The organism is Rhizobium sp. PL01 (genome assembly GCF_033447125.1).
GTDB lineage: Bacteria > Pseudomonadota > Alphaproteobacteria > Rhizobiales > Rhizobiaceae > Pararhizobium.
Genome location: NZ_JAWQUM010000007.1, coordinates 243,424 through 267,086 on the forward strand (window position 1 = coordinate 243,424; position 23,663 = coordinate 267,086).

22 protein-coding genes and 4 pseudogenes are annotated in these 23,663 nt (G+C 59.0%); 7 read left to right on the forward strand and 19 right to left on the reverse strand.

The genetic code is table 11. The features are described from left to right. Nucleotides 1-400 precede the first annotated feature (400 nt). Nucleotides 401-929: pseudogene (locus R6X40_RS18205) on the reverse strand (IS6 family transposase); the annotation flags it as partial. A 236-nt stretch (nucleotides 930-1,165) separates the two neighbouring features. Between R6X40_RS18205 and R6X40_RS18210 the strand changes: the two are divergent. The 6 genes from R6X40_RS18210 (at nucleotide 1,166) to R6X40_RS18235 (ending at nucleotide 7,591) form a co-directional block, all read left to right on the forward strand. Beyond that, a complete protein-coding gene (locus tag R6X40_RS18210) occupies nucleotides 1,166-1,867 on the forward strand; it encodes a DUF1223 domain-containing protein (protein ID WP_318415206.1) in 702 nt (233 codons plus the stop codon). A gap of 141 nt (nucleotides 1,868-2,008) precedes the next feature. Further along, the gene (locus tag R6X40_RS18215) at nucleotides 2,009-3,754 is read left to right on the forward strand and encodes a patatin-like phospholipase family protein (protein WP_318415207.1); all 1,746 of its coding nucleotides are present in this window, start codon (nucleotides 2,009-2,011) and stop codon (nucleotides 3,752-3,754) included. Next, on the forward strand, nucleotides 3,751-4,695 hold the full coding sequence (locus R6X40_RS18220) for a YeeE/YedE thiosulfate transporter family protein (protein WP_318415208.1): 945 nt from the start codon (nucleotides 3,751-3,753) through the stop codon (nucleotides 4,693-4,695). The genes R6X40_RS18215 and R6X40_RS18220 overlap by 4 nt, the downstream gene beginning before the upstream one ends. Nucleotides 4,696-5,191: 496 nt before the next feature. Continuing rightward, nucleotides 5,192-6,376, forward strand: coding sequence for a lipase (locus tag R6X40_RS18225; protein WP_318415310.1), 1,185 nt, complete (start codon nucleotides 5,192-5,194; stop codon nucleotides 6,374-6,376). Beyond that, nucleotides 6,373-6,957 carry a protein-S-isoprenylcysteine O-methyltransferase gene (locus tag R6X40_RS18230; RefSeq protein ID WP_318415209.1) on the forward strand — a complete coding sequence of 195 codons (585 nt, stop codon included), beginning with the start codon at nucleotides 6,373-6,375 and terminating at the stop codon, nucleotides 6,955-6,957. Before R6X40_RS18225 ends, R6X40_RS18230 begins: the two co-directional genes overlap by 4 nt. 4 nt (nucleotides 6,958-6,961) lie before the next feature. Next, nucleotides 6,962-7,591: a lipase gene (locus R6X40_RS18235; protein ID WP_412178408.1), complete on the forward strand. Its 630-nt coding sequence runs from the start codon at nucleotides 6,962-6,964 to the stop codon at nucleotides 7,589-7,591. Between the two features lie 366 nt (nucleotides 7,592-7,957). Here the strand turns inward: R6X40_RS18235 and R6X40_RS18240 are convergent. From R6X40_RS18240 to R6X40_RS18265, 6 genes and pseudogenes are all read right to left on the reverse strand, one after another. After that, nucleotides 7,958-8,411, reverse strand: a pseudogene (locus tag R6X40_RS18240) (IS5/IS1182 family transposase); the annotation flags it as partial. Between the two features lie 116 nt (nucleotides 8,412-8,527). Next, nucleotides 8,528-9,289, reverse strand: a complete 762-nt coding sequence (locus tag R6X40_RS18245) for an SDR family NAD(P)-dependent oxidoreductase (RefSeq protein ID WP_318415210.1) — start codon at nucleotides 9,287-9,289, stop codon at nucleotides 8,528-8,530. Between the two features lie 3 nt (nucleotides 9,290-9,292). After that, the gene (locus R6X40_RS18250; protein WP_318415211.1) at nucleotides 9,293-10,117 is read right to left on the reverse strand and encodes an ABC transporter permease; all 825 of its coding nucleotides are present in this window, start codon (nucleotides 10,115-10,117) and stop codon (nucleotides 9,293-9,295) included. Continuing rightward, nucleotides 10,117-10,983: an ABC transporter permease gene (locus R6X40_RS18255; protein WP_318415212.1), complete on the reverse strand. Its 867-nt coding sequence runs from the start codon at nucleotides 10,981-10,983 to the stop codon at nucleotides 10,117-10,119. The genes R6X40_RS18250 and R6X40_RS18255 overlap by 1 nt, the downstream gene beginning before the upstream one ends. A 210-nt stretch (nucleotides 10,984-11,193) precedes the next feature. Further along, complete coding sequence (locus tag R6X40_RS18260; protein WP_318415213.1) at nucleotides 11,194-12,354, reverse strand: spermidine/putrescine ABC transporter substrate-binding protein; 1,161 nt, start codon at nucleotides 12,352-12,354, stop codon at nucleotides 11,194-11,196. A gap of 41 nt (nucleotides 12,355-12,395) precedes the next feature. Further along, nucleotides 12,396-13,478: an ABC transporter ATP-binding protein gene (locus R6X40_RS18265; protein WP_318415214.1), complete on the reverse strand. Its 1,083-nt coding sequence runs from the start codon at nucleotides 13,476-13,478 to the stop codon at nucleotides 12,396-12,398. Nucleotides 13,479-13,667: 189 nt separating this feature from the next. On the opposite strand from R6X40_RS18265, the gene R6X40_RS18270 reads away from it, so the two are divergent. Further along, nucleotides 13,668-14,471, forward strand: a complete 804-nt coding sequence (locus R6X40_RS18270) for a helix-turn-helix transcriptional regulator (protein WP_318415312.1) — start codon at nucleotides 13,668-13,670, stop codon at nucleotides 14,469-14,471. A 62-nt stretch (nucleotides 14,472-14,533) separates the two neighbouring features. Here the strand turns inward: R6X40_RS18270 and R6X40_RS18275 are convergent, their stop codons facing one another. From R6X40_RS18275 to R6X40_RS18330, 12 genes and pseudogenes are all read right to left on the reverse strand, one after another. Further along, on the reverse strand, nucleotides 14,534-14,824 hold the full coding sequence (locus R6X40_RS18275; protein ID WP_318415215.1) for a helix-turn-helix transcriptional regulator: 291 nt from the start codon (nucleotides 14,822-14,824) through the stop codon (nucleotides 14,534-14,536). 93 nt (nucleotides 14,825-14,917) lie between these two features. Beyond that, entirely contained in the window at nucleotides 14,918-15,793 is an 876-nt protein-coding gene (locus R6X40_RS18280) for a glycine betaine ABC transporter substrate-binding protein (RefSeq protein WP_318415216.1), read from the reverse strand. 68 nt (nucleotides 15,794-15,861) lie between these two features. Next, nucleotides 15,862-16,746: a proline/glycine betaine ABC transporter permease gene (locus tag R6X40_RS18285; RefSeq protein WP_318415217.1), complete on the reverse strand. Its 885-nt coding sequence runs from the start codon at nucleotides 16,744-16,746 to the stop codon at nucleotides 15,862-15,864. Nucleotides 16,747-16,765: 19 nt separating this feature from the next. Next, nucleotides 16,766-17,992, reverse strand: a complete 1,227-nt coding sequence (gene proV / locus R6X40_RS18290; RefSeq protein ID WP_318415218.1) for a glycine betaine/L-proline ABC transporter ATP-binding protein ProV — start codon at nucleotides 17,990-17,992, stop codon at nucleotides 16,766-16,768. Nucleotides 17,993-18,454: 462 nt separating this feature from the next. Next, nucleotides 18,455-18,730, reverse strand: a complete 276-nt coding sequence (locus tag R6X40_RS18295; RefSeq protein WP_318415316.1) for a hypothetical protein — start codon at nucleotides 18,728-18,730, stop codon at nucleotides 18,455-18,457. A 97-nt stretch (nucleotides 18,731-18,827) separates the two neighbouring features. Beyond that, nucleotides 18,828-18,971, reverse strand: a pseudogene (locus R6X40_RS18300) (transporter substrate-binding domain-containing protein); the annotation flags it as partial. Nucleotides 18,972-19,227: 256 nt separating this feature from the next. Then, nucleotides 19,228-19,818: a 3'-5' exonuclease gene (locus R6X40_RS18305; protein WP_318415219.1), complete on the reverse strand. Its 591-nt coding sequence runs from the start codon at nucleotides 19,816-19,818 to the stop codon at nucleotides 19,228-19,230. A 159-nt stretch (nucleotides 19,819-19,977) separates the two neighbouring features. Then, nucleotides 19,978-20,141, reverse strand: a pseudogene (locus tag R6X40_RS18310) (S-(hydroxymethyl)glutathione dehydrogenase); the annotation flags it as partial. A 163-nt stretch (nucleotides 20,142-20,304) separates the two neighbouring features. Next, entirely contained in the window at nucleotides 20,305-22,275 is a 1,971-nt protein-coding gene (locus R6X40_RS18315; protein ID WP_318415220.1) for a 3-hydroxyacyl-CoA dehydrogenase NAD-binding domain-containing protein, read from the reverse strand. A gap of 11 nt (nucleotides 22,276-22,286) precedes the next feature. Next, the gene (locus tag R6X40_RS18320) at nucleotides 22,287-22,682 is read right to left on the reverse strand and encodes a RidA family protein (protein WP_318415221.1); all 396 of its coding nucleotides are present in this window, start codon (nucleotides 22,680-22,682) and stop codon (nucleotides 22,287-22,289) included. Further along, nucleotides 22,660-23,085, reverse strand: coding sequence for an acyl-CoA thioesterase (locus R6X40_RS18325; protein ID WP_318415222.1), 426 nt, complete (start codon nucleotides 23,083-23,085; stop codon nucleotides 22,660-22,662). Before R6X40_RS18325 ends, R6X40_RS18320 begins: the two co-directional genes overlap by 23 nt. A 13-nt stretch (nucleotides 23,086-23,098) precedes the next feature. Continuing rightward, on the reverse strand, nucleotides 23,099-23,653 hold the full coding sequence (locus tag R6X40_RS18330) for an acyl-CoA dehydrogenase family protein (RefSeq protein WP_318415223.1): 555 nt from the start codon (nucleotides 23,651-23,653) through the stop codon (nucleotides 23,099-23,101). Between the last annotated feature and the right edge of the window lie 10 nt (nucleotides 23,654-23,663).

Here is a 23,663-nt window from a genome sequence, read left to right on the forward strand (position 1 = left end):
CTTGTGACCAGGCTGATTGCACAATACCAACTATGACGCTGAGTGAACTGGGCAGTCTATGTCTTTGTTCTTATTGCCTAGGTGCAAGAAACCGAGACCGAATCCGTTTTCCCCATAGCAGTGTCTGCTGTCGCCAAACGAATTTGATCGAAAAACCTTTATTCCAGTTGGGACGGCGCCCGATTTTCACGGGTAGCATTCCGACGGTGCGCGCGCCGATCTGCTCGCGGACGACCCGCGCAACGGGCACACAGGCCCGTAAGTCCTCACGTGGTAGCGCCGCCTTACCGTTTTCGGCGGAGTTTGCGGGCATCAGCCTGCACCCGCCCGGCACTCTTATGGTGCTCCGCTATGGGCGTCGTCGTTTTCCCGTCGAGATCACAGGAATGCGGGTTGTTCTATTTCGAACTGCCGAAAAGACTGAAACGAAGCGTTGCACGCCGCCGGCCGATCGAACCCGCTTGCATTATCCGTTCTCGATTTCGCAGTGGCAGATGAGAGTTCTCCGCTCAATTGTCCCCTTGTGCGATCGATGTTCAACGCCGGGCATGACATCCCGTCTGGCGGCACCATAGGAGCGCAATTTATCGGTGATGATGCGCTTTGGCGTTAGGCCTTTCTTTCTTCGGCGGTCCGGCCAGCAATCGCCTGGCAGCCTTGATGTTGCGGCGGTTCTGGACGATTTTGTATAAAACGTAACCGTCTTGGTCGACTTCAGCCATAGCCCATGCTTTCGACCGGCGACGGAAATCACCACCCCGTCCAAGTGCCGGCTATCCTTCGCGAGGGCCTGTTTCTGCGCAACTGTTTTGCGTAGGCCGGACCAATGTTCGGCCCCATCGGCGGATCGTTTCATAAGAAACGGCGATGCCGCACTCCGGCCGCAGGCTCAAAGGGAGCCGACAATACAGCCACGCCGCACCGGCCATGATCTGCGGTGGAAAGCGGTGTTTCTTAAAACCGATGGTGAAAGCGCTTGTCTCGCCGCAACTATCCCTCAACCGTTAAGCCAACGGCAATGTGACAACGCCAATCCGGTCAACAACGCTCTCGGGGAGGGGGTGCGCCCGCTGTCATCACTTAACCGTGAGCTTGTAACAAATCCATTCCCGTCTGCGAAGACATTCAGAGAATGTACTCAAACCATCCATCAAGGAGCGGGAAAATGAAGCGATCAAAGACATTGGGTATAGCCGGCTGTGTCGTTTTGGCGGCCTGCGGATTATCCACATCGGTGTCGGCTGGGGATCGACCACTCACCGTGGTCGAACTTTTCACCAGCCAAGGCTGCTCGTCCTGCCCGCCGGCGAACGCCAACCTCATCAGATTGAGCAAGCGCGATGACGTTCTCACCTTGAGCTTTGCGGTGACCTACTGGGATTACCTTGGTTGGAAGGACAGTTTCGGCAAACGGGAATTCACCGATCGCCAGGCCATGTATGAACCACCGCTCCGTCAATCAGGATCCTACACGCCACAGATGGTGGTCAACGGCAAGACGACAACTGTCGGAAATAGTTTTGTCGAAATCGAGCGGCTCGTTTCACAGGCAAGTCCTCTGACATCGCCTTCCGTCACGATTGGCAAGCGTACCGTCGCAATCGGCAGTGGGCGGGCTCCAGATACGGTCGCTGATGTCTGGCTGGTCAGCTACGATCCCAGTCTCGTTGAAGTGCCTGTCGCTCGCGGCGAAAACAGTGGTGCGACACTGCCGCATATCCATGTCGTCCACGGCCTGACGCGGCTCGGTGGCTGGAACGGAAAAACTGTTTCCTACAAATTTACGCCCGTATCGGGCCGGTTGAAGACCGCCATCCTTGTTCAAGGAGCGAGCGGCGGAGCCATTCTGTCGGCAGCCACTGACTGATCTGACGGAAGCGTCACTGCAGAGATCGTGTCCGTGGTGACGGATCATCCGCAGCCCTCGAAATGAATGCAAGGCTGACGAGGGTCCGCGTCTTGAATGTCGGTTTTACTGTGTAGACGAGTCAGATTGAGCGAGGGCCCGGTGTTAGAGCAACTTCCCTATCCGGCGATACGGGCGCTTTTCGCACGCGCCGAGGTCTTCGGCGGGCGCAGCTTCATTCTGGCTGGGGGAGGGCATCTCTTCGAAATCGGCAGCCCGCCCGACGACCTTTTTTTCGTGACGTCGGGCCGTCTAGCCGTGCTTCGGCCGGATCCAGAAGGGCGACTGCATTCAATCGGTATCGTCCACAGTGGTGAGATCGCCGGAGAGATGGCGTTTCTTGATGCCGCGCCACACAAGAGCCGGCTCGTCGCCCTGAGGGATTGCGAGATGACCTCGATACCCTCAGCCCGCTTCTTCGAGGAGGCAAACATCAACCCGCTTTTGATGGGGGAGCTTGCCCGGCTTCTGCTCCGGCGCATTCGTAGGGGTACCGCCCGCACCTTGAGTACCGAGGCGAACGTGATTTGCATTGCCGCGCTCGATGGGACGGATCCCGCCGTCACGGCGCAGTCCCTTTGCGCCGAACTCCGGAACCTTGCTCATTCCTGCGTCGTCATCACGTCTGAAGACGTCGCGCTCTCGAAGGATTGGTTGACCCGCGCTGAGCGCGACCATGATGTCGTGCTCCTGGTCGCTCGGGTGGAGGAGACGGTGTGGGCTGAGGAGTGCCGGCGGCAGGCGGACCGGCTGCTCTTAATCGGCAACGCCTCAAAACCACCGCCGCAGGGTTGCGCGATCTGCGAGGCCGACCCCCTGTCGGCAAGCCGGCTGGTTAACCTTGTTCTCGTCCGTGATGACCATCGCGGGCCGTCCTATACGGCTGAATGGTTGGCGGCTGTCCGTCCCTTGCGGCACTATCATGTTGTGAGAGGATCCCGAGAGGATGCTGCGCGGCTTTCGCGCGCCCTCGCCGGCTACAGCGTCGGCCTCGTTCTATCCGGAGGCGGCGCAAGGGCCTTTGCCCATATTGGCGCGATCCGGGCTTTGCGAGAGGCTGGCGTGCCGATTGATCAGGTCGGCGGAACATCCATGGGGGCTGTGATCGCGGCCGGCGTCGCGATGGGTTGGAACGATGTAGCGCTCGATGCTCATCTGCGCCAGGCCTTCGTCGCCTCGAACCCAATCGACGACATCGCTCTGCCGATCATTGCCATGACGCGGGGCCGCAAGGTGGATGCTCGGCTACGCGAGCATTTCGGAACTGTGAAGATCGAAGATCTACGCATTCCGCTGTTTTGCGTGTCTGCGAACCTGACCTCCGGCCATCATGTCAAGCACGACGATGGCGATCTCTGCGACGCCTTGCGTGCTTCCATTGCTCTGCCCGGAATCCTGCCGCCGATGGTCAAAGGCGGCGAAGTGCTGGCCGATGGAGGCATCCTTCGAAATCTCCCGACGGAGATCATGCGCTCCGTACACGATGGCTCGATCATCGCCTGCGACGTGACGCGGTCCGCCGGTCTGAACGCCGAGGAAATCAGGCCGCCGATGTCCTGGCTGCGCTGGTTTCTGTCCGGCGACTGGCGCCGTGGTCCGCCTATCGTCTCTATCCTGATGCGATCAGCGACAATCGGGACCAGCGCCGATTGGCTGGCGTCGCGCCTGGCCGCCGATCTCTATGTCGCCCCGGAGCTTGGCATGATCGACTTGCGGGACTGGAAGTCCTACCCTGTTGCTGTCGAGGCTGGATATGCCGCCATGAAGACGTCGCTCGCATCCTTGGACGGGCCAGCCACCCATCTCAGGCATCGCCGCACGATGGCTGCCGGAGACCTGCCGCTATGATCCACCTCTCCCTCCTGGCCATTGGCTGCGCACTCCTCCTCGGCTTCTTCGTCCAGCAGGCCAGCACCTGTGCCGTGACGGCAGCGAAGGAGATTGTCATCTATCGCAAGACAACGCTTTTGCGCAGCTTCCTCCTCGCGACCGGAACGGCCGGAATGATCGTCGTGACATTGGCGACCGTTGGCGGCGATCGCGTACACATCGCGGGGGACACTGTCCCTTCGGCCAGCCTCGCGCTCGGGGCTGCGGTCTTCGGTCTTGGCGCAGTGGTCAACGACGCCTGCCTGTTTGGGACCCTGTCGCGCATTGGACAGGGGCAATTGCGGTTCCTCATGCTCTTTCCGGGGCTCGCAGCTGGCTTCTTCCTTGACACGAATGCCAGGATGCCGCCGGTTCCCAACCCCGGTAATCTTTTCACGGGCCATGTCGCCTTGTCCGCGATGGCTTTCGTCGGCTTTGCGGCGGCGGCCTCTGTCTGCTTTCGCTCGCTCATGACGATCCGTCATCCCCGGCACCTCAGCCTGTCAGTCGCCATGAGCCTCGTCGGTGTTACCGGTTCGCTGCTTTACGCGCTACAGCGCGGATGGAGTTATACCGACGTCATCCGAGACTATCTGGCGATGCCGCTGCCGGGTCCCATGGCCATGATGACGCCGTTCGCCAACCCATTCGTCGCGGTCGCCATGGTGCTGGGCTCCCTCGCCGGAGGACTTTACTCCCAGAACTTCCGGGTAGAGCGACCGCGTTTGCGCACGCTCCTGCGTTCGTTCGTGGGCGGACTGCTGATGGCCGTCGGCATTTTGATGATCCCCGGCGGAAACGATACCCTGCTTCTCTCGGCAATGCCCGCCCTGACGTTATCAGGCTTGACCGCCTACACAATCATGACGGCGACCATACTTTTCCTGACGGTGGTGAGCAGGCGGCTGCGGCTTTTGTAGTCGGGCATTGAGAGCGCGCTCTGGAAATCTGAACGCCGGTGATAAGTGGCATTTCTGTCTGACCTTGGCTTAGATGCCGGAAACAGGATACACGATGACGAGACGACCGCGCCGGAACCATACCCGGCCTTCGAAGCGAAATTATCGCTTGCCGCAGCATCGTGAACTTAACGGACAGCGTTCATAAATCTCGCCCGCCGGTTTTGCTCATGCGGCCTGCACGCGTGCTATCCCGTTCCACAGCTGCATAAAGGCTGCTCGCATGTCGCGGTCATGATCGGATGGAATGTCGTGACGTGGAATGTGAAATGTGGAATGGATTTGCGATCCAGTCACGAATAGCGACAAAACGCTGGACAAGCCGGACATGATTTGGCGTTCCGCGGCGCATCGCACCCGCCCTCGTGGCGTACCCGAGCGCTTCCCGAGCAAAAACGGGTTTGCAACAACGCGCGATCAACTTGACGATCCCAATGACCCAAATTACGGTTCTGGAATGAATCAACCAGTCTTGAAACGCGCCGTTTTTTTCATCGGCGGCTACGAGCCAAAAACGCCTTCGGCGTTTTTCGGCAGACTTTTCAAACAACTCTCTCGCTTCGATGCGCTTTGGGACTATCGCTCGGACGTGTCACCTGTCGACGTAACGCAGGATAATGAGGTAGGTGTCGCAACCATCTCAACACACGCAGCCGCGGAAAACTGGTCAACCAGCACTGATTTCAATTTCCTCAGTTTGGACAAGATAGTGCTTTGCGATTTCGCCCGCCCGATGCCCATGAGGTTGCTCTGCTATTGCCGCGCCTTTGCAGATTTTCTGATTTCGGGCACAGCATTCCATTTCTTTAACAAGGCCTGGAGGTTTGGCCTCTATTTCCTCTATCCATTCCTCGTGCTGACAATCTTTGCGCTGGTCGGCTACATCGCCGCGCAGCTCACGTTCCAATGGTTCGGGCTGGCAAGCTGGCTGGTAGGCGTGTTGATTTTTGCTCTGGCTCTGTCCGTGGCGGGAGAACGATGGTCGACTAATCATCTGATGGATTTGTGGTCGTTTTCACTTGAGTTCATCCGTGGCAGGCGCGCGGATGCCGATGCATTATTGCAGCGGTTTGCCGAGACCGTCGTCGCGAAAACAAAAGCCGAAGGCTACGACGAGGTCATTTTGATCGGACACAGCACTGGTGGTCTGCTGATTGTTGATGTCGCCGCACGCTGCCTTTCAATCGACAACGCATTTGCCGGCTCCGCACGCAAAGTGGTTCTTCTCACCTTGGGATCTACGGCACTCAAAGCAGGGTATCACCCAGCCGGAAAGAATTTTCGAAAAGCTGTCGAAGTGCTTATCAAGGACGATAATTTGGCATGGGTGGAAATTCAGTGCTTGACCGACGCCATCAATTTTTACAAGACCGATCCAGTCGCAGAAATGGGTCTCGATCCCAAGGCAGGCCGGGCTTTCCCCATCGTTCGAACAATAAAAATAAGAGAAATGCTTCAGCGGGAAACATACGCACGTATAAAACGAAATCTCTTTCGCGTGCACTATCAATATGTCTGCGCGAATACAAAGCCGTACTGGTATGATTTCTTTCAGATTTGTTGCGGTCCCATTTTCCTGTTGGAAAGAGTAGAAAGCCATATTGTTGGCGGCCTTGCAACAAAAGAGGGCACATTCGTATGACGCCGACGCTTGCTGCAGTTGCATGGGCCTTTGGACTCGTTGCTTGGGTTGTTGTTCGTGTGCCGCATCAGCGTCGCGCTCGCAAGACACAGGTCGCAAGAAGCGCCAAAACTCTCCAAGATCGCTTGGCTTTGGCCGCCGCCGCCGCTGGACTGTCTGTCGTCCCCATAACGTTTGTGGCGACGGGCTTTCCAGCTTTTGCCGACTACACGTTTCAACCTTGGCTTGGCTGGTTGGGCCTTTTCATCGAGCTGGCATTTCTTTGGTTATTTTATGCCAGTCACCGACAGCTTGGGAAACATTGGTCGGTGACATTGGAAATTCGCAACGAACATAGGCTCGTGACCGACGGCCTTTACCGTTACGTCAGGCATCCAATGTATCTGTCATTTTGGCTTTGGGCTGTCGCTCAGTTTTGCCTTTTACCGAATGGCGTTGCAGGGCCGGCCGGCCTTGTGGGGGTTGCGATACTGTATTTCTCCCGCGTTCGCCATGAAGAGGCGATGATGCGAGAGACGTTTGGAACATCTTATGACGAATATGCCAGACACACCGGCCGGATCATCCCTAAACCTTGGTAACTCAATGAAAAAGTCCAAATTTCCAGTCGAGAATTCTGTCAGCCGCCGTTCTTTTTTGGGCTCAGTTCTGGCTCTTGCGTTCACCGGTTTGGACGTGAAGACGACGTTTGCTGCTGGCAAGGGGGAGCGTGGCAGAGGCCCGCAAGTCTACCTCTTACGTGGGTTGGCAAATGTTTTCTCCACAGGTCTTGATGAAATTGGCCGAAGGCTTCGGTTGGCGGGCGTCGACGCGCATGTCGAGGGCTTCACGGCTTGGCGGTCAGCCTTGAACAAAATCGTCGCTGATCGCGAGAAGTTTGGGCCGTCGCCCGTTGTTCTCGTGGGACATTCGCTCGGAGCAAACGCCATTATTTCCCTGGCCCAGGCTTTGGAAAAGCATGGTATCCGGGTGGATTACATGGCGTCCTTTGCTGCGACGAGCCCTAGCCCCTTGCCAGCAAACATCAAACGCGTCGTGAATTTCTATTTCTCCCGCCACAGCTGGGGAGAGGCATTGATGGCAGGCCCAGGCTTCAAAGGAAGGCTGGAGAACCGTGACCTATCTCATGATCCAAATGTGAATCATTTCAATATCGAGAAGCAACGCAATCTCCAGGATGAAGTTGTCAAAGGCGTTCTCCGCGCCGTAAAATAGCGACCGGAATAGCTGTACCTTTAAGGAAAGTGCTGCGTGGCACAACGTCACAATCCATCTCATGCGCGATCGTGTGACGGTCGAGCGCTGAATCCCAAGGGCCATTGGAAATGAAATCGTGGAGGGGCTTATATCGGCCGCGAGCAAGCCCCCTCTGGCATAGGTTCGATACCCTCGCGGTCACCAGACCCGTTGAGCCAGGACACGCAGATGGCCACATCTAACATCGTGTCTTATGCCCAGGTTTCTCCGGGAGTGGCTGAAAAAATTCCGAAAGCTCCGCATCCGTCTGGATGGGGATCGCCGTGTCGATGGTTGCATGAACGGGGCCCGCAAGCCGTTGCTGCGGCCTTGAACATTTCTGCTCGGGCGGCGGCATGCGAGCATTCGGTTCAAGATGGTGACGCCGATCGCGGCCTCTGCCTGCTGAGCAGGAAATGGCCGAGCGCGCAGCCGCGGCCCGATAATGCCCGTGTTTCTCCCCATCGCCGTTTCTATCAGCGCCCGGTCGCCATAGCGGGTCGATGCCCCGCCACGTCAGCCAACCATCTGGCTGCATAGATACAACGTGGCCGCCTCCTTGGCAGGATCTTGGGCATTGGGGAGCGCAACCGCGTTCAAGCGCCGGAACGACGCCCTTTGCGCCCGCGCTGTGCCGCAACACAGCATCATAGGTTGGATAGCCGTCCGAGGCTCCATCTGCTTTAAACTGGCCGATCTCGTCGTTGATCTGGTCCGGAAACGCCTCAAGCCGTGAGGCGTCGCCGGTTTCCTGATCGGTCAGGCAATGTGCATGGATCTCGCCCCTGTCTGCATCAAGCGGTCTTCGATCGCAGCCGCATAGAGCCAAAACGTTGAAATTGTTCCCTGTAATTGTTCAAGGTACGGGATTATCAAGTTGCGCGCCCTGTGAAGATTGAACCTCTGGAGGAGTTGTCAGGCGACGGCTTCGCCGCCATCGACCACCAAGATTTGTCCTGTCATGTAGGATGACCGGTCGGAGACGAGAAACAGAATTGATTCAGCGATTTCATCGACGCTTGCCCAGCGGCCCATCGGCACCTTTTCGCGGACATAGGTTTCGATTGCATCCCGGCCGCCCATCTGGGCAATGAACGGGCCGTTGAAGGGGGTATCCACCCACCCGGGGCACAGCGCGTTCACACGGATGCCGAATTTCGCATAATCGCCGGCCATCTGTTTGGTCATGGCGATAACGGCATGTTTTGTGGTGGTATAGGCGATCATCTCGCGGTCGTAGAGCACACCGGAAGAGGACGAGGTGTTGAGGATGACACCGCCACCGGCAGTCTTCATCGCCGGTATCGTAAACCGGGCAGCTATGAAGTGCGCGCGCACGTTCAGGCTCCAGGACAGATCGAAACCCCCGACTTCGACCTGTTCGAGATCGCCAGAAATCTGCACACCGGCATGATTATGCAGGATGTCGATGCGGCCATGGCGCTTGAGAACAGAGGCGATGCCCGCTTCCAGCGAGATGTCATCGGTGACGTCGAGGATCAGGCTTTCGGCGCTGCCTCCGGCATCGCGGATGATCGCCACGGTCTCACCAGCGCCTTTGGCACTCCGGTCGGCAACGGCAACATGGGCGCCTTCACGCGCCATGATCTGGGCGCCCGCCCGGCCAATGCCGGAGCCGGCGCCGGTGACGATCGCTACCCTGTCTTTCAGGATCATGGTCTACTCCCCGGGCTGCGTTTTCGTTGTCTTGTCCCGCATCAGCACACGGGCAATGAGGATCATCAGGAGCGAGGCGACCAGAACCATTGTGGCGATCGCGTTGATCTCCGGCGTCACGCCACGTCGGATCGAAGCGAAGACATAGATCGGCAACGTCGTCTTCGAGCCTGCGACAAAGAAGGCGACGATGAAGTCGTCGAAAGAAAAAGTGAAGGCAAGCAGGAAGCCGGCGAGAACCGACGGCAAGATCTGCGGAAGGACAATCTGGCGGAATGTCGTGAAGGGCGTCGCGTAGAGATCGCTGGACGCCTCGACGATATCACGGCCGAGGCTGGCGATGCGTGCCTTGACGATCATCGTCACTAGCGCCAGCGAAAACAGGCCGTGGGCGGCGATGATCGAGCCATAGCCAAGGCCAAGCTGCGGTGGCTTGTCACCTGGCCAAATCGAGGCCAGCGCCGGATTGAGGAACGAAAAAACCTCGACCAGCGCCACCAGCGTCGCAATGCCGATGACGACGCCGGGAACGACGATGGCGGCGGCAAACAGCCCATCGAAGATCGCACGGGCGCGGGTGCCGAGGCGCTGCATGCCAAGGGCTGCCATCGTACCGAAAACAGCGGCGAGTACGGCGCTGGTAAAGGCGATCATCAGGCTGTTCTGCAGGGCGGTAATCAGGAAGGTGTTTCCGAGCGCCTTGCCGTACCACATGGTGGAAAAGCCGGTAAACTCGCTGGCGTTGCGGCCGGCGTTGAACGAGAACAGCACCACCAGCGCGATTGGCGCGTAGAGGAAGAGATAGACGAAGGTGACCAGCGCGCGCATTAGACCAGATCCACCTGTCTGGATCCGGAGACTTTCCAGGCAATGCGCATGGCAACGCTGAGCACGATGACGACCACAACCACCAAGGTCACGGCGATCGCCGAACCGAACGGCCAGTTGCGCGATTGCAGGAATAGATCGACCAGGGCATTGCCGATGAAGAACACCTTTCCGCCGCCAAGCAGTTGCGGAATGAGGTATTCGCCGAGCAGAAGGATCGTCACCAGCGCGACGCCGGTCATGACGCCAGGCAAAGACAAGGGCAGGGTGACGCCGAAGAAAGTCGAGACTGGTTTTGCGCCGAGATCTGCAGACGCCTCGAGTAGCCGGCGGTCGAGCTTTTCGAGGCTGACATAGATCGGCATGATCATCAGCGGCAGATAGCCGTATACGATGCCGAGCAAAACGGCACCCGGCGTGTTCAAAAGCCGTACATCCTCGATGCCGATCATGCCCAGCAGATTGGGAATGCCGCGCGAGCCGAGGATGTACATCCAGGCATAGGTGCGCACCAAAAGGCTGGTCCAGAAGGGCACGACGACCAGCGAGACCAGCACCAGCCGGTATTTCGGATTGGACTTGATCGCCAGATAATAGGCGACGGGATACGCAACGATCAGGCACAGCAGGGCGCCAACCGGCGCGATCATCATCGTGTTCCAGAAGGCGGCGGCGCGCGAAGGAAGATTGGCGAATTGCGCGAAGGTAAAAGCCGCCTGATAGCCGCCTTCCGGCGCGCGCTCTCCGAAAGCGAAAACGACCATAGCCATGAACGGCAAAACCAGGAAGACGAACAGCCAGATGCCGGCAGGGGCCACAAGGGCTGCCGTCGTCAGCTGTCTCTTTCTGTCTGCGGTGAGAGGCATGGCTGGTCCTGTTGGTTGAAAGTTTGCCACGGGTGTGAGGTGCTACCCCCTAGCCCTTTCCCCGCATGCGGGGAAAGGGGACGATAGAAGCTTCTGCCAACAGCCTGATCGCCGCATACTCAAGGATGAGCAGGCAGGCGGAGCGTGGTGAACATTCCTTCTCCCGTCACCGGGACAAGGTCGCCGACATGCCGGACGAGGGCTCTACCCTCAAGCCGACTTGAACCTTGCCATCAGTTCTGCACGAGCCGGGTCGGTCAACGTTACCGCCGCCCCGAATTCCAGCTTGGTCAGGGATGCCTCATCGGGATAGACGATCTTGTTCGCCGTAACGTCGGATGGAAGCAGGGCAAGCACGCGGCTGTCAGTGGTCGGTGCACCGTTGGCGATGTGCTCTTTGACGGCGTTTTCCGGCGTCATCAGGTAGTCGAGCAACGCATAGCCTGCCGGCTTGTTGGCAGCACTTTTCGGTATGGCATAGAAGTCCGTCCAGATCTCGCCGCCGTCCGATCCGAGGACATAGGCGATTTCCGGCATGTCGCGGTTGAGCTGTGCACCGTCATTGGTCCAGCACATGGTCATCCAGGCATCGGTGGCGCGCATCCCGGGCTGGTAGTCGCTGTTGATACCGTAGAGGTGCGGCTTGACCTTGATCAGCAGTTCCTCTGCCTTGGCAAGTTCGTCCGGCTTGATCGAGTTGAAGGAATAGCCAAGCGATACCAGTGCACTGCCGATCGTGGTCAGCTGATAATCGTGCACCATGGCGCGGCTGTCTGCCTCGGTCATGGCGACCTCGAAGAAGTCCTTCCACGAGGTGATCTTGGTTTTGATCTTCGACGTGTTGACGGCGATGCCGGTCGTGCCCCAGTTCTTCGGCAGGGCGTAGGTCGTGCCGTCGACGGCACCTTCGGAGGTGAAGCGGGTCGATTCCGATGCCTGCGAGAAGGCCGGCAACTTCGACATGTCGAGCGGATCGATCAGACCGAGCTTCACATAGGTCGAGATGGTGTAGTTGGTCGGAACGAACAGGTCCCAGCCGGTGCCGCCAGCCTGAAGCTTTGCTAGCATTTCCTCGTTCGAGCCAAAGACATTGACTTCGACGGCAACGCCGGTTGCCTTGGTGAAAGCCTCGAAGGTTGCAGGATCATGGTAGTTCGGCCACGTGGCGAGCGACATGGTGGTGCCAAGGTCTTGGGCATACGCCGGTGAGGCGAAGATACCTGGCTGGCGGGCAAGCACGGCCGCCGCAAGACCCAGACCGGTGATGCCGAGGAAGTGGCGGCGGGTGACTGAGCCGCGCTTCAGCCGCATCCATTCGTCGGTCAGGTTTTCGGCGGTGATCGGGGCATTTTCTCTGTACCACTTTGTCATGACGCTGTTCCCTTTTTTGTCTTGACGTGTACGGCCATTCCTCAGGCCGGAAAAACATGCACTTTGCCGGGATTAAAGTTCAAAACGACCCGTTCGCCCGGTTCGACGAGATCGCTTTCCTGCACGCTGCGCCGGTCGGCTGTGACGAGGAAATCGCCAAGTCCATCGACGCTGATCTGATATTCGGCCGTGGAGCCGAGGAAGATGCGGTGGGTGACGGTTCCGTTCAGCGGACCCGCATTACCGTCCGCCTGACGTGTCAATTCGATCGCTTCTGGCCGCAGCGCCACGGTCGCGATCCCAGGCGTCAAGCCGGATTTCGCAGACAGCGCCATGCCGTTCGACAGCCGAAGTGTCGCACCGTCGGCTTCGACTGTTGCAAGGATTTTGTTGGTCTTGCCGACGAAATCGGCAACGAAGAGATCGGCGGGCGTGTCGTAGACATCCTGCGGTTTGGCCATCTGAACAATGCGGCCGGCATTCATGACGCACACCATGTCACTCATCGACAGCGCCTCTTCCTGGTCATGGGTGACGAGCACGAAGGTGATGCCAAGTTCGCGTTGCAATGTCTGAAGTTCGATCTGCATGGCCGTACGAAGTTTTTTGTCGAGCGCGGCCAAGGGCTCGTCAAGCAAAAGCACCGACGGCTTGTTGACAATGGCGCGCGCCAACGCCACGCGCTGCTGCTGGCCGCCAGACATCTCATGAATACGGCGCTTCTCGAAGCCGCCGAGGCGAACCATCTCCAAAGCCTCGCGCGCCCGGGCGGAAATCTCGGATGTAGCCAATTTCGGTCGAGCCTGCTTCAGGCCATAGGCGACGTTCTGCTCCACGTCGAAATGAGGGAAGAGCGCGTAGTGCTGGAAGACCATGTTGACGGGGCGGCGATAGGCAGGAACGCCGTTCATCTCGCGGCCATCTATGAGCACGGTGCCTTCGGTAGGCTGTTCGAAACCACCGATCATCCTCAGACACGTGGTCTTTCCACAGCCGGATGGTCCGAGCAGTGCGACGAAGGCCCCTTTCGGTACGGCCAGGTTTATGTCCGAAACGGCGGTCACGCTGCCATAAAGCTTGGTGACCGAACGAAACTCGATGTCGTTCGCTAGAGCAGCTGTCACGTCTCAATTCCCCGCGGTTTTTTTCGGAATACAGGAAGATCTAGCGACCACCTGTTTCTCACCGTCTGCCATCAACGGTGTCAGGTAAGCCATTTACGGTATATACCCCGAAAGAGGTATTTTAAGCCTGCATGAGCTGTGGAAGGTATATATCCCAAAGGCAATTGCCTTGTGTTTGGATTGGATACTGTGGTCATCGATCTCGAAACCGTCTTCAAAACGCTGGCGTCTTTGATCGGCGAAGCATCGCCCGCCGACGCCGACGCGGGGGCGAGTTTTTGCGTGCTGATGAAGGCCATGGTCAGTTTCGATTACGCCGTGGTTTTCGCCTATCGTGAAAAGGAACGCCCGCTCGATCTCTACAGCACGTTCACACCGGACGAGCATACCATCTTCGTTCGTCTGTACCAGGCTGGCCCCTATTTGCTGGACCCCTTCTATCACGCGGCGCGTGCGCTTAAGCCGGGTGTCTGGCGGATGCGCGAACTTGCACCCGACCGGTTCTTTTCCAGCGAATATTTCCGCAGCTACTACACGCAGACGGGGCTTGCCGAGGAAGTTGGGTTTTTCGTGCTCCTTCCGGAGGGCATTACGGTTGTCCTCTCTCTCATGCGGAAGGAGCAGTCCGGCGCTTTCACGGCTGCTGAATTTACCTTGATCAAAAAGGCGGAGCCGGTGGTTGCTGCGCTCGTCCGTCACAGCTGGGCAGATCTTGGTCGCCGGTTCAGTGCGGCTCTGGCCAAGCGAGGAGAAGGTAAGCGCAAGTCGCCACATCCTGCTGCCGACCGGGTGTGGCGCAATCTCAACCTGACAGAAAGGGAAGCGTCGATTATCGAGCTTGTGCTTCAGGGGCATTCGTCAGAATCTGTCGGTCTGCGGCTGGGCATCTCCACCGGAACCGTCAAGGTTCATCGCCGTAACGTCTACCGCAAGCTCGGCATCTCGTCGCAGACACAGCTGCTGTCTATCTATCTCAAGAATCTTGGCCAGTAGTGGAAAAACCCACCGGATGGATTGAATGGGCCGCGTTTGTCGCCGTAACCCCTTGAGGTCTTCTAAGTTTGAAACGGTGTGCGGGCATCTCCCTCGAGCCCCTGGGTTTGGCCGCTGAGGAGCCACGTGATATTGACCTGCAGAACACGTGCCAGCATGTCAAGACGATTGGCGCGTGGTTCCGAACGGTCGTTTTCCCAATTGCTCCAGGTGTCGTCGGTCACGCCGACAACGCTGGAGATCTCTTCAACCGAGAGACCGAGCGCATCGCGCGCAAGGGAAATACGGCCACCGATCGTATCGTCCGTGTTTCCAGTGAGCGCCAAAGGATTGAGGGTGTCATGGGGATACATTGGGCTTTGTCCTTCTTGTCTTGAGGCCACGTTTCGCAGACTTTTCCGCGAAACGTGGTTGCGCAAATGCGCTGGAACATGATGGCGGTGGTGTCAGCCTTCCTGGTCACCCACCCAGGTCTTCACCTGGTCGGGATGGTCTGTGATGTATTGATCGACGGCCTTTTCGTACGAGGTCTCCTGCGCATTGAACATCGCCGCCTCAAGATCGCCGATCGGCAGTTTCATCCGTGACAGGAAGCCGGCGACTTTCGGATTATCCACCTCGAAATCCTTGCGCGCCAAGACGTCGACATGTTCGGCCGCGCCAAGTGAGCCTTTCGGGTCAGCGAGGTAGCGAAGTTCGTACTTGCCGAACATCCAGTGCGGGCTCCAGGACGTGGCGACAAACCAATCCTGCTTGCGGATCGCCCGGTCGACCGTTGTCAGCATGCCGGCCTCGCTGGAAATCTGAAGCTTGTAGTCGTCGAGAGCGTAATCCTTAACGGCCTTTTCCGAGAGACGCGTGAGGCCTGCACCCGGATCAATGCCGTCGATGCGTCCCTTCAGCTTCGCTTTGACGTCATCCTTCTTAAGGTCCTCAATCGAGGAGATGGCATCCTGAGGCACATACGCCGGGACAACCCAGCCGAGTTTAGCGCCGTCATAAACAGTGCCAAGCGTCGTCACCTTGTCCTTCACCTTGGCAAAATAATCGGCATGGGTCTCAGGCAGCCAGGCCATCATCATGACATCGATATCGCCGCGGCTGACGCCCTGATAAAGTGGGGCGACATCGGTCTGCACGAGTTGGACCTCTTGGCCGAGTTCATCCTTGATCAGTTTCGCTGCAAGTTTGGTGACAAATTCAGCGTCGGACCAGGCGGCCCAACCGATCTTCACCGGCGGCTTTTCGTCTGCCAAGGCCGTACCGAGGGTTCCGGTGAAAATTCCGGCGGCGAGGCTCATCGTAACGAGTGTCTTCAACATGTTTGCTCCTTTTGGAAGGTTCTCATTCGACGGCCAAAGGCCGCCATCTTCAATGCAGTGCGCACGGTTCATGCCGCAGCGGGGGAGGTCACCTGGGGCTGCGTTGTCCGGCGGAAGAGGGAGCGCCAGACCCCGGCGCGGTCCTTGCCGAGGCTCTGGGTGATCCGGTCCAGGATCACGGCGAGAATGACGACGGCGATCCCGCCTTCGAAGCCGGTTCCAACATCGAGGCGCTGGATGCCGGTCAGCACTGTGTTGCCGATACCACCGGCTCCGATCATCGAGGCGATCACCACCATCGACAGCGACAGCATGATCGTCTGGTTGATGCCCGCCATGATCGACGGCATGGCGTTGGGCAACTGAACCTTGAACAGAAGCTGCAATGCAGTGCAGCCGAAGGCTTGGCCAGCCTCGACAAACTCGACGTGAACCTGCCGGATACCGAGATTGGTCAGGCGTACCACCGGGGGCATCGAGAAGATGACAGTCGCGATGGTTCCTGGCACGGCGCCGAGCCCGAAGAACATCGCTGCCGGGATCAGATAGACGAAAGCTGGCATGGTCTGCATCAGGTCGAGCACCGGGCGAACGATTGATGCGACACGGTCGTTACGGGCCATGGCGATCCCCAGCGGCAGGCCGATCAGCATGGCGACCAATGTCGAGGCGATGACCAGCGACAACGTTTCCATCATCGGCGACCACAAATCCATGTGGTCGACCAACAGCAGCGAAACGCAGGTGAACAGCGCAAAACCGATACCGACGCGCCACAGTGACAAAAGCACAAGGATCGCTAGGCCAACCGGAAAGGGCGTGGCGAGAAGCACGTTCTGAATGGCGTCCGTCACAGTTCCGATCGCCATGGCGATCAGGTCCAGCGCGGGGCTGAAATTGTCGAGGATGTAATTGACGGCGCTGTCGACGCCATCACCAAGATCGAATGTCATGAGAATACTCCGGGGCTGATCAGGCGGTGCGATCGAGCGTTTCGAGAAGTGCCGATTTGCTGATGGAACCGAGATAGCGATTGTCATCGTCGACAACCGGAACCGGCCATGCGCTCGCGGCGACCTTGCCAAGCACGTTGGAAAGGCTTTCCGCAGCCGGGATCGGCTCGATGCCGGTCAGAAAAGCACGTCGATAGGGATCGCTTGCGCCATCCTTCGTGGTTTCAATGAGAGAACGACGACTGACCATTCCATGATAGGTCTTGTCGCGGCCGAGGATGATGGCGACCTCCCTGTCGAAATGTTCCATGCGCTCGAGAGCGGCGGCGGCTGAGACGCCTTGCCGTTCAATGATGGTCACTTGCGTGTTGCGCGCCACGTCACCGGCGCGGAACACCTGCGAGACATCGACATTGCGGAAGAACGAACGCACATAATCATTGGCTGGTCTGAGGACGATATCATCCGGCGTACCGACCTGAACGACCTCGCCATTCTGCATGATGCAGATGCGGTCGCCGATACGCATTGCCTCGTCGAGGTCGTGGCTGACGAAAACGATCGTGCGGCTCTGCTCGGCCTGGAGGCGGACCAGCTCATCCTGCATTTCGGCGCGAATAAGAGGATCGAGTGCTGAAAACGCTTCATCCATCAAAAGAATGGAGGGCTCGCTGGCCAGTGCCCGGGCAAGCCCGACGCGCTGTTTCATGCCGCCCGACAGCTGGTCGGTTCGACTATCGTCATGGCCCACCAGGCCGACGGCCTTCAGCGCGGCGCGCGCCCGTTGCTTGCGATCGGCTTCGGCCATCCCGCCGACTTCGAGGCCGAAAGCGGCGTTGTCGAGCACGGTTCGATTGGGGAGAAGCGCGAAGGATTGAAACACCATGCTGATCTCGCGCCGCCGAAGCGCAATCAGCTCGCATCGTTTCATCTGGGTAATGTCCCGGCCATCGATCTCGATCGTTCCCGAGGTTGGCTCAATGAGACGGTTCAAGAGACGAAGCATGGTGGATTTGCCGGAACCCGAAAGCCCCATGATGACGAAGATCTCGCCGGCGTGAATGTCAAAGCTTGCATTGTTGACACCGATCGCACAGCCGGTCGACGCATGGATTTCCGATTTGGTTCTACCGGATTTCAGCTGTTCGAGCGCTTTATCCGGCCGATCGCCAAAAACTTTGAAGACATTCCTGACACTGATCTTGACCGGGCGATCGAGGTTCGACGGGTCACTTTTTAAAGCCATATTGTGTTGGGCCCGGCTCCGGAAGCAGGGCACTCTCCTTCGTTATGTTTGATCCCCGCAGCAGAGGTCCCGCCACGGTGGCTGGCGGCGCGGATCACAAGAAAACCGAAGTTCGCAAATAAGATGGTGCGTCGCAATTTGGCGATTATGTGGCACAGAATGATGTCAATGTCCACTAATGAAGAACAAAATTCTCAATTTTCTTCCAAAAATTGAATTTGTGGGAAAATTTTATCACAGTAACCGTTGGTCTCGCGCGGCGCTGCTTGGGCGACATGAACTGCCGAAAAATATAGCGGCTCATCGCATCACGACCTTCCGTCTTCAAAAGAGGGAGAGGTCGCTCAGGAACTGCAACAGTTAACCGCCGAAACCGAAACCGACAGGCATATCCGCCAGGGTAATTCCGAAGGGCTCGAGGCTTTTCAGGATCCAGGTCTGATTGTTGCCGATGCGGCGATTTTACTCTGCCCAGGCGGAGACGAAGCGCTTGAAGGTTTCGTCTCCGCCATAGTTCAGTGCAATGACGGATGGCGTTGACAGGATGGGTGTTGGAATCATGACGCCACCGACCGTTGCAGCCTTCTTGGAAATGACAAGGCCGTTCAGCATTGTGTTGACGAGGCTGTCGGCCTTGCCCGTCGAGACGGCAACGATCGCTTCGTCGCGGGTTTTGAAGCGCAGCACATTGGCTTTTGGCAAATACTGTTGCGTGATCAGGTCCTGGGCGTAGCCCAAGTCGACCGCGAACGTGTATTTCGGGTCGTTGAGTTCGCAACTCGTCCTTGGCCGAGATCAGAACGAAGCTGTTGTGGTATGTCGGATCCGAGAAGGAGACCGACATGGCGCGCACTGGCGTCCCGGTCACGGCAAAGGCTATGTCCACCTTGCCGCTCTGTACGTCGAGAATGGCGTTCGACCAGCTCGATTCGACCACTTCCAGTTTGACGTCGAGGGTCTTGGCGATGTCGTTTGCCATGTCGATCGCAAAGCCTTGCCATTCGCCGGTGCGCGGATCCTTGCTGAAATAGGCGACTTCGTTGAGGATGGCGGGGATGCGCAGGACACCTCTGCCGCGGATGTCGGCGATCGTGCCAGGCGAGGCGGCCGTCGTTCCTCGAACCTTTGCTTTCGTGAAAGTTCGCCGGGTCTTTCTGGCCGTGCCCGTTTACGGATGTCGGATCAGTCTACGCTCAGCCATGGGCTCGTCCGGTGTAACTTGGTGATCTACCCCGTCATCTCTTTCGACAAGTGCAGGCGTCGTAACCGCCGGAAAACAACCGGCCTGCCTTCATGCCGATCACCAGCGGAATGTCGCGGACATGCGAAAGACGCAGAGACCGGGCGATCGCGATCGCCGCCTCGGCACATATCGCAGCGTCCTCAGCTGCGTTGTGGTGGGCGAAAGTCAGACCGAGATGGTTGGCTAGGATGTTGAGTTTGTGTGATCCGAGATGTGGCCAGACCTTTTGTGCCATTTTCACCGAGCAGAGATAGGAGAGTTCCGGATAAGCCTGGTGGTAGAGATCGAGACATGAGCGCCAGACGCTGAAATCGAAGGCCGCATTGTGGGCGATCATCGTGGCGCCGCGAAAATCGTCGGCGAACTCGTCCATCACCTCGGGAAACTCGCCCGCACCCTCGACATGCTCCGGGCGGATGCCGTGAATGGCAATGTTAAAGGATGAAAAGCGCATGCCCTTCGGACGGATCAACCGCTCTTCGACCCGCACAACACGACCGTCCTCGATCCAGGCCAGTCCCACGGAGCAGGCACTGCCACGCTGTTCGTTGGCAGTTTCGAAATCGATGGCAATAGTCTTCAAGGCGGCGTCCCAGTTGGTTTTGTATGGCTTCTAGCCGCGCGCGAGTGATTATGGAAAGGAAAATTCTCAAAATAGTTGCCAACGGTTCGGATCACGGCGGCGGTTATTGCGATGTCCTCAGCCAAAATCTGGGATCTAGTACTGCGTAGACATCACCCTTCAGATGCGTTCGCCCCGGTGCATGAGATCGAACCCCTCATCGATGTCGTCGGCGGCACCGTGTGGGTGATCATCGGATCGATGTGGATCTTGCCTTCCATGGACAATTCGACGATCTCCGGCACCTCGGTGCGCCCTCGCGCGCCGCCGAAGGCGGTGCCCAGCTACGGTAATATCAGTGAGGTTCCGATCATGACCCGTTTCAAAGCCAGTCACGCCGAAAGATGTGATTTGATACACTGTTTTCGACGTCCAATACGCGGTCTCCCATCGCGATTTTGGGGAGATTACGGCACGCCGCCGACGATATGGCTCTCGCTCATGCCGTCAGTCCTTGTTGCGTTCATCGGCGAACATCGGTCCGCCCTTGTGCGGGGGAAAGCCGTAGCCGTTGATCATCACCAGATCGATATCGCCGGGACGCGCGGCGATGCCCTCGGCCAGCAGCGTCGTTCCCTCGTCAACCATGGCCTTGAGAAGGCGTGTCATAATCTCTTGCGCGATGAACACGCGGGGCCGGATATTCTTCGCTGCCCGTGCCGCTTCGATCACCATCGTCACTGCAGGGTCGGTCGTGCGCTTGCCATCGGGGTAGGCATACCAACCGAGGCCATGCCTGCGGCCGAGGCGGCCGGCCTCGCAGAGCCGGTCGGCGATCTCGACATAACGTTCGGCGGGATCACGCGTCTCGGCTAGCCGCTTGCGGCGCGCCCAGGCGATTTCGAGGCCGGCCATGTCATTGACGGCGAAAATGCCCATCGGAAAGCCGTAGGCCTCCAGCGCCGCATCGATCTCGTGCGGCAGGGCGCCGTCCTCGAGCATGAATTCTGCCGCGCGGCGATAGGCCGAGAAGATGCGGTTGCCGATGAAACCTTCGGTGACGCCGCACACGATGGCAAGCTTGCCGAGGCGCTTGACGAAGGTCAGCGCGCTTGCCAGCACGTCGGGCGCGGTCTTGGCGCAGTCGACGACCTCCACGAGCCGCATGACATTGGCGGGCGAGAAGAAATGCAGGCCGACCACGCGTGACGGATCGGCGGTCGCGGCGGCGATCGTATCGGGATCGAGGTAGCTCGTATTGGTCGCCATGATGGCGCCAGGCGCGACGATGCCGTCGAGCCGGCGAAACAGGTCCGTCTTGACGGAGAGGTCGTCGAAGACGGCTTCCACGACGAGGTCGGCGGCGGCAAGGTTTTTTGCCTCGGCCGTGGTTTCAAGCCGGTCGAGGCACGCCGCACGCCCCTCTGTGGTCATGCGCCCGGATTGCACAGCTTTGTCGAGAAGGCTGGCGATGCGCTCGCGTCCGCCGGCGGCAGCCTCCGGCGTCTGCTCCAGAGCGACGACGCGGTATCCGCTGGTCAGGGCGGAAACCGCAATGCCGGAGCCCATCAGCCCGGTACCGACAATCCCGACGGTTTCGACCCGCCGCGGCGAGACGCCGGCAAGGGCTTCGACCTTGCCGGCGTCTCGCTCGGCAAAGAAGACGTGCCGCAGCGCTGCGGATTCGGTAGAATCGCGCAAACGCAGGAACGTGGCGCGCTCCTGCGCCAAGCCCCGTTCAAGGTCGAGTTGCCCTGCGGCCTTCACGAGGCGGATGGCCTCGGCGGGGGCGGACTGGCCGCGGCTTTTGTCAAGCACCTTTGCTTCCGCTGCGCTGACAGCGGTTGCGTCCGCGGCGGGAACGTCGATGTTGCCGGTCCGACGAAGCGGCCGTCCGGCATTTTCGCGCACGGCCACAATGGCGGCAGTGACGGGATCGGCAGCGACGGCATCGGCGAGACCGAGAGTGACGGCTTCGTTCGCCTTCACCACGCGTCCCGTCCCGATGAGATCGATGGCTGATATCGTGCCGATCAGGCGCGGCAGGCGCTGGGTGCCGCCGGCGCCCGGAACGATGCCGAGTTTCACCTCCGGCAGGCCGAACGCGGCGGTTTCGCCGGCAATGCGACCATGGCAGGCAAGCGCTACCTCGCAGCCGCCGCCAAGCGCCGCGCCGTGCACGGCGCAAAAAACCGGCTTTTCGAAGCGCTCGATGCGGTCGTTGACGTTGGGAAGTGTAGGCTCGACCGGTGGTTTGCCGAACTCCTTGATGTCGGCCCCGCCGATGAAGGTGCGGCCGGTGCCGGAGATGACGATGCCGGTGATATCCGTCGCGGCTGCGGCATGATCCAGCGCTGCGATGAGGCCGGACCTCACATGTGCCGAAAGGGCGTTGACGGGGGGATTGTCGATGGCGACGACAAGCACGCCTTGGTCAAGACGGGCGGAAACGCTCTCAGAAAAACGCATCTCGGACATTTCGGAAAGCCTCACAGGGGGATGACGGCCGTGGCCTGAATCTCGATCTTGGCACGGTCTTCGACCAGCGCGACCACCTGCATCGCTGCCATGGCGGGATAATGCCGGCCGATGGTGTCGCGATAGGCCTGGCCGATGCCGCGAAGGTTGCCGAGATATTCCTGTTTGTCGGTGAAATACCAGGTCATCGTGGTGATATGGTGCGGCTCGGCACCGCCCGCGGCGAGCACGGCGACGACGTTCTTTAGCGTCTGGCGCACCTGCTCGACGAAATCGTCGGTCACGAACTGCGATTGTTCGTTCCAGCCGATCTGGCCGCCGACGAAAAGCGTGTGGCCCGTCGCCGCCACGCCGTTGGAATAGCCGATGGGCTTTGCCCAGCCTTCAGGTTGCAGGGTCGTGTGCATGGGGCATCTCCAGCTGTTGTTTCTGCGTGGCGCGGATAGCGTCCGGCCAGGCAGGTGAGGCGTTTGTGTCGATCGAGGTGGTGACGATGCGGTGCTTTGCAGTCCACAGCACAGCGTCTGTTGCTGAAACCGCATGCTGCAGGTCGCGCGGGGAACGGGCGATGGCGGAGCGCGAGCGCGAATCCAGTTCATCGCCCTGAAAGCCGGGGCTACGAAAAGTGAGGTCGAGGCGTACCGTCGGCACGCTTATCCGCCGCTCGCCGTTCATCGCCCGCCAAGGCAAACCGAGCGAGGCGAAAAACTCCTCCAGAACCCAGACAAGGATGTTGAGGTAGGACGGGAAATACGCGATCCCACAGGGCGCACAATCTCCAATCCGGAGCGGCTTGCTGATCGTGAACATCGGTCCCTGATCCTCAGTTCGCGAAGGCGGCGATGCCGTTGATCGCGCGCCCGAGGACCAGGGCATGGATGTTGTGCATGCCTTCATAGGTGTTGACCACTTCGAGATTGACGAGGTGACGGGCGACCGGAAACTCGTCCGATATGCCGTTTGCGCCGAGCATGTCACGGGCTGCCCGGGCGATGCCCAGCGCCTTGCCGCAGGAGTTGCGTTTGACGATCGAGGTCAGCTCGACGGGCGGGTTGCCCTCGTCCTTCTGACGCCCGCGACTCAGGCAGGCCTGTAGGCCGCGGCTGATTTCCGTCGCCATGTCCGCCAGCTTCTTCTGGATCAGCTGATTGGCGGCCAACTCTTCGCTGACCATGGGGCCGAGTAATCCGAGTTCGCCCATCTCGGAGAAGATCGAGGGATCGGACTGCTCGTGCAGGAATGCGTCCGGGACGCCATGAGCAAGCCGGTCTTCGGCGTGGCCGCGTGCGGTGTGGCGCACCATCCGCTCTTCATCCGTCAACTGGGCATCGAGATCGAACGGATCCTGCCAGTCAAACAACGCCTTCGAACCGTGCATGTCGAACCTT

Excerpts from the sequence above, each read along its gene's own strand:
- R6X40_RS18255 (WP_318415212.1), bottom strand. The coding sequence starts at position 10,983 with ATGCCTCTCACCGCAGACAGAAAGAGACAGCTGACGACGGCAGCCCTT.
- R6X40_RS18260 (WP_318415213.1), bottom strand. The coding sequence starts at position 12,354 with ATGACAAAGTGGTACAGAGAAAATGCCCCGATCACCGCCGAAAACCTG.
- R6X40_RS18280 (WP_318415216.1), bottom strand. The coding sequence starts at position 15,793 with ATGTTGAAGACACTCGTTACGATGAGCCTCGCCGCCGGAATTTTCACC.
- R6X40_RS18325 (WP_318415222.1), bottom strand. The coding sequence starts at position 23,085 with ATGTTCACGATCAGCAAGCCGCTCCGGATTGGAGATTGTGCGCCCTGT.
- R6X40_RS18230 (WP_318415209.1), top strand. The coding sequence starts at position 6,373 with ATGACGCCGACGCTTGCTGCAGTTGCATGGGCCTTTGGACTCGTTGCT.
- R6X40_RS18315 (WP_318415220.1), bottom strand. The coding sequence starts at position 22,275 with ATGTCCGAGATGCGTTTTTCTGAGAGCGTTTCCGCCCGTCTTGACCAA.
- R6X40_RS18220 (WP_318415208.1), top strand. The coding sequence starts at position 3,751 with ATGATCCACCTCTCCCTCCTGGCCATTGGCTGCGCACTCCTCCTCGGC.
- R6X40_RS18250 (WP_318415211.1), bottom strand. The coding sequence starts at position 10,117 with ATGCGCGCGCTGGTCACCTTCGTCTATCTCTTCCTCTACGCGCCAATC.
- R6X40_RS18235 (WP_412178408.1), top strand. The coding sequence starts at position 6,962 with ATGAAAAAGTCCAAATTTCCAGTCGAGAATTCTGTCAGCCGCCGTTCT.
- R6X40_RS18245 (WP_318415210.1), bottom strand. The coding sequence starts at position 9,289 with ATGATCCTGAAAGACAGGGTAGCGATCGTCACCGGCGCCGGCTCCGGC.
- R6X40_RS18320 (WP_318415221.1), bottom strand. The coding sequence starts at position 22,682 with ATGCACACGACCCTGCAACCTGAAGGCTGGGCAAAGCCCATCGGCTAT.
- R6X40_RS18210 (WP_318415206.1), top strand. The coding sequence starts at position 1,166 with ATGAAGCGATCAAAGACATTGGGTATAGCCGGCTGTGTCGTTTTGGCG.
- R6X40_RS18225 (WP_318415310.1), top strand. The coding sequence starts at position 5,192 with ATGAATCAACCAGTCTTGAAACGCGCCGTTTTTTTCATCGGCGGCTAC.
- R6X40_RS18275 (WP_318415215.1), bottom strand. The coding sequence starts at position 14,824 with ATGTATCCCCATGACACCCTCAATCCTTTGGCGCTCACTGGAAACACG.
- proV (WP_318415218.1), bottom strand. The coding sequence starts at position 17,992 with ATGGCTTTAAAAAGTGACCCGTCGAACCTCGATCGCCCGGTCAAGATC.
- R6X40_RS18285 (WP_318415217.1), bottom strand. The coding sequence starts at position 16,746 with ATGACATTCGATCTTGGTGATGGCGTCGACAGCGCCGTCAATTACATC.
- R6X40_RS18330 (WP_318415223.1), bottom strand. The coding sequence starts at position 23,653 with ATGCACGGTTCGAAGGCGTTGTTTGACTGGCAGGATCCGTTCGATCTC.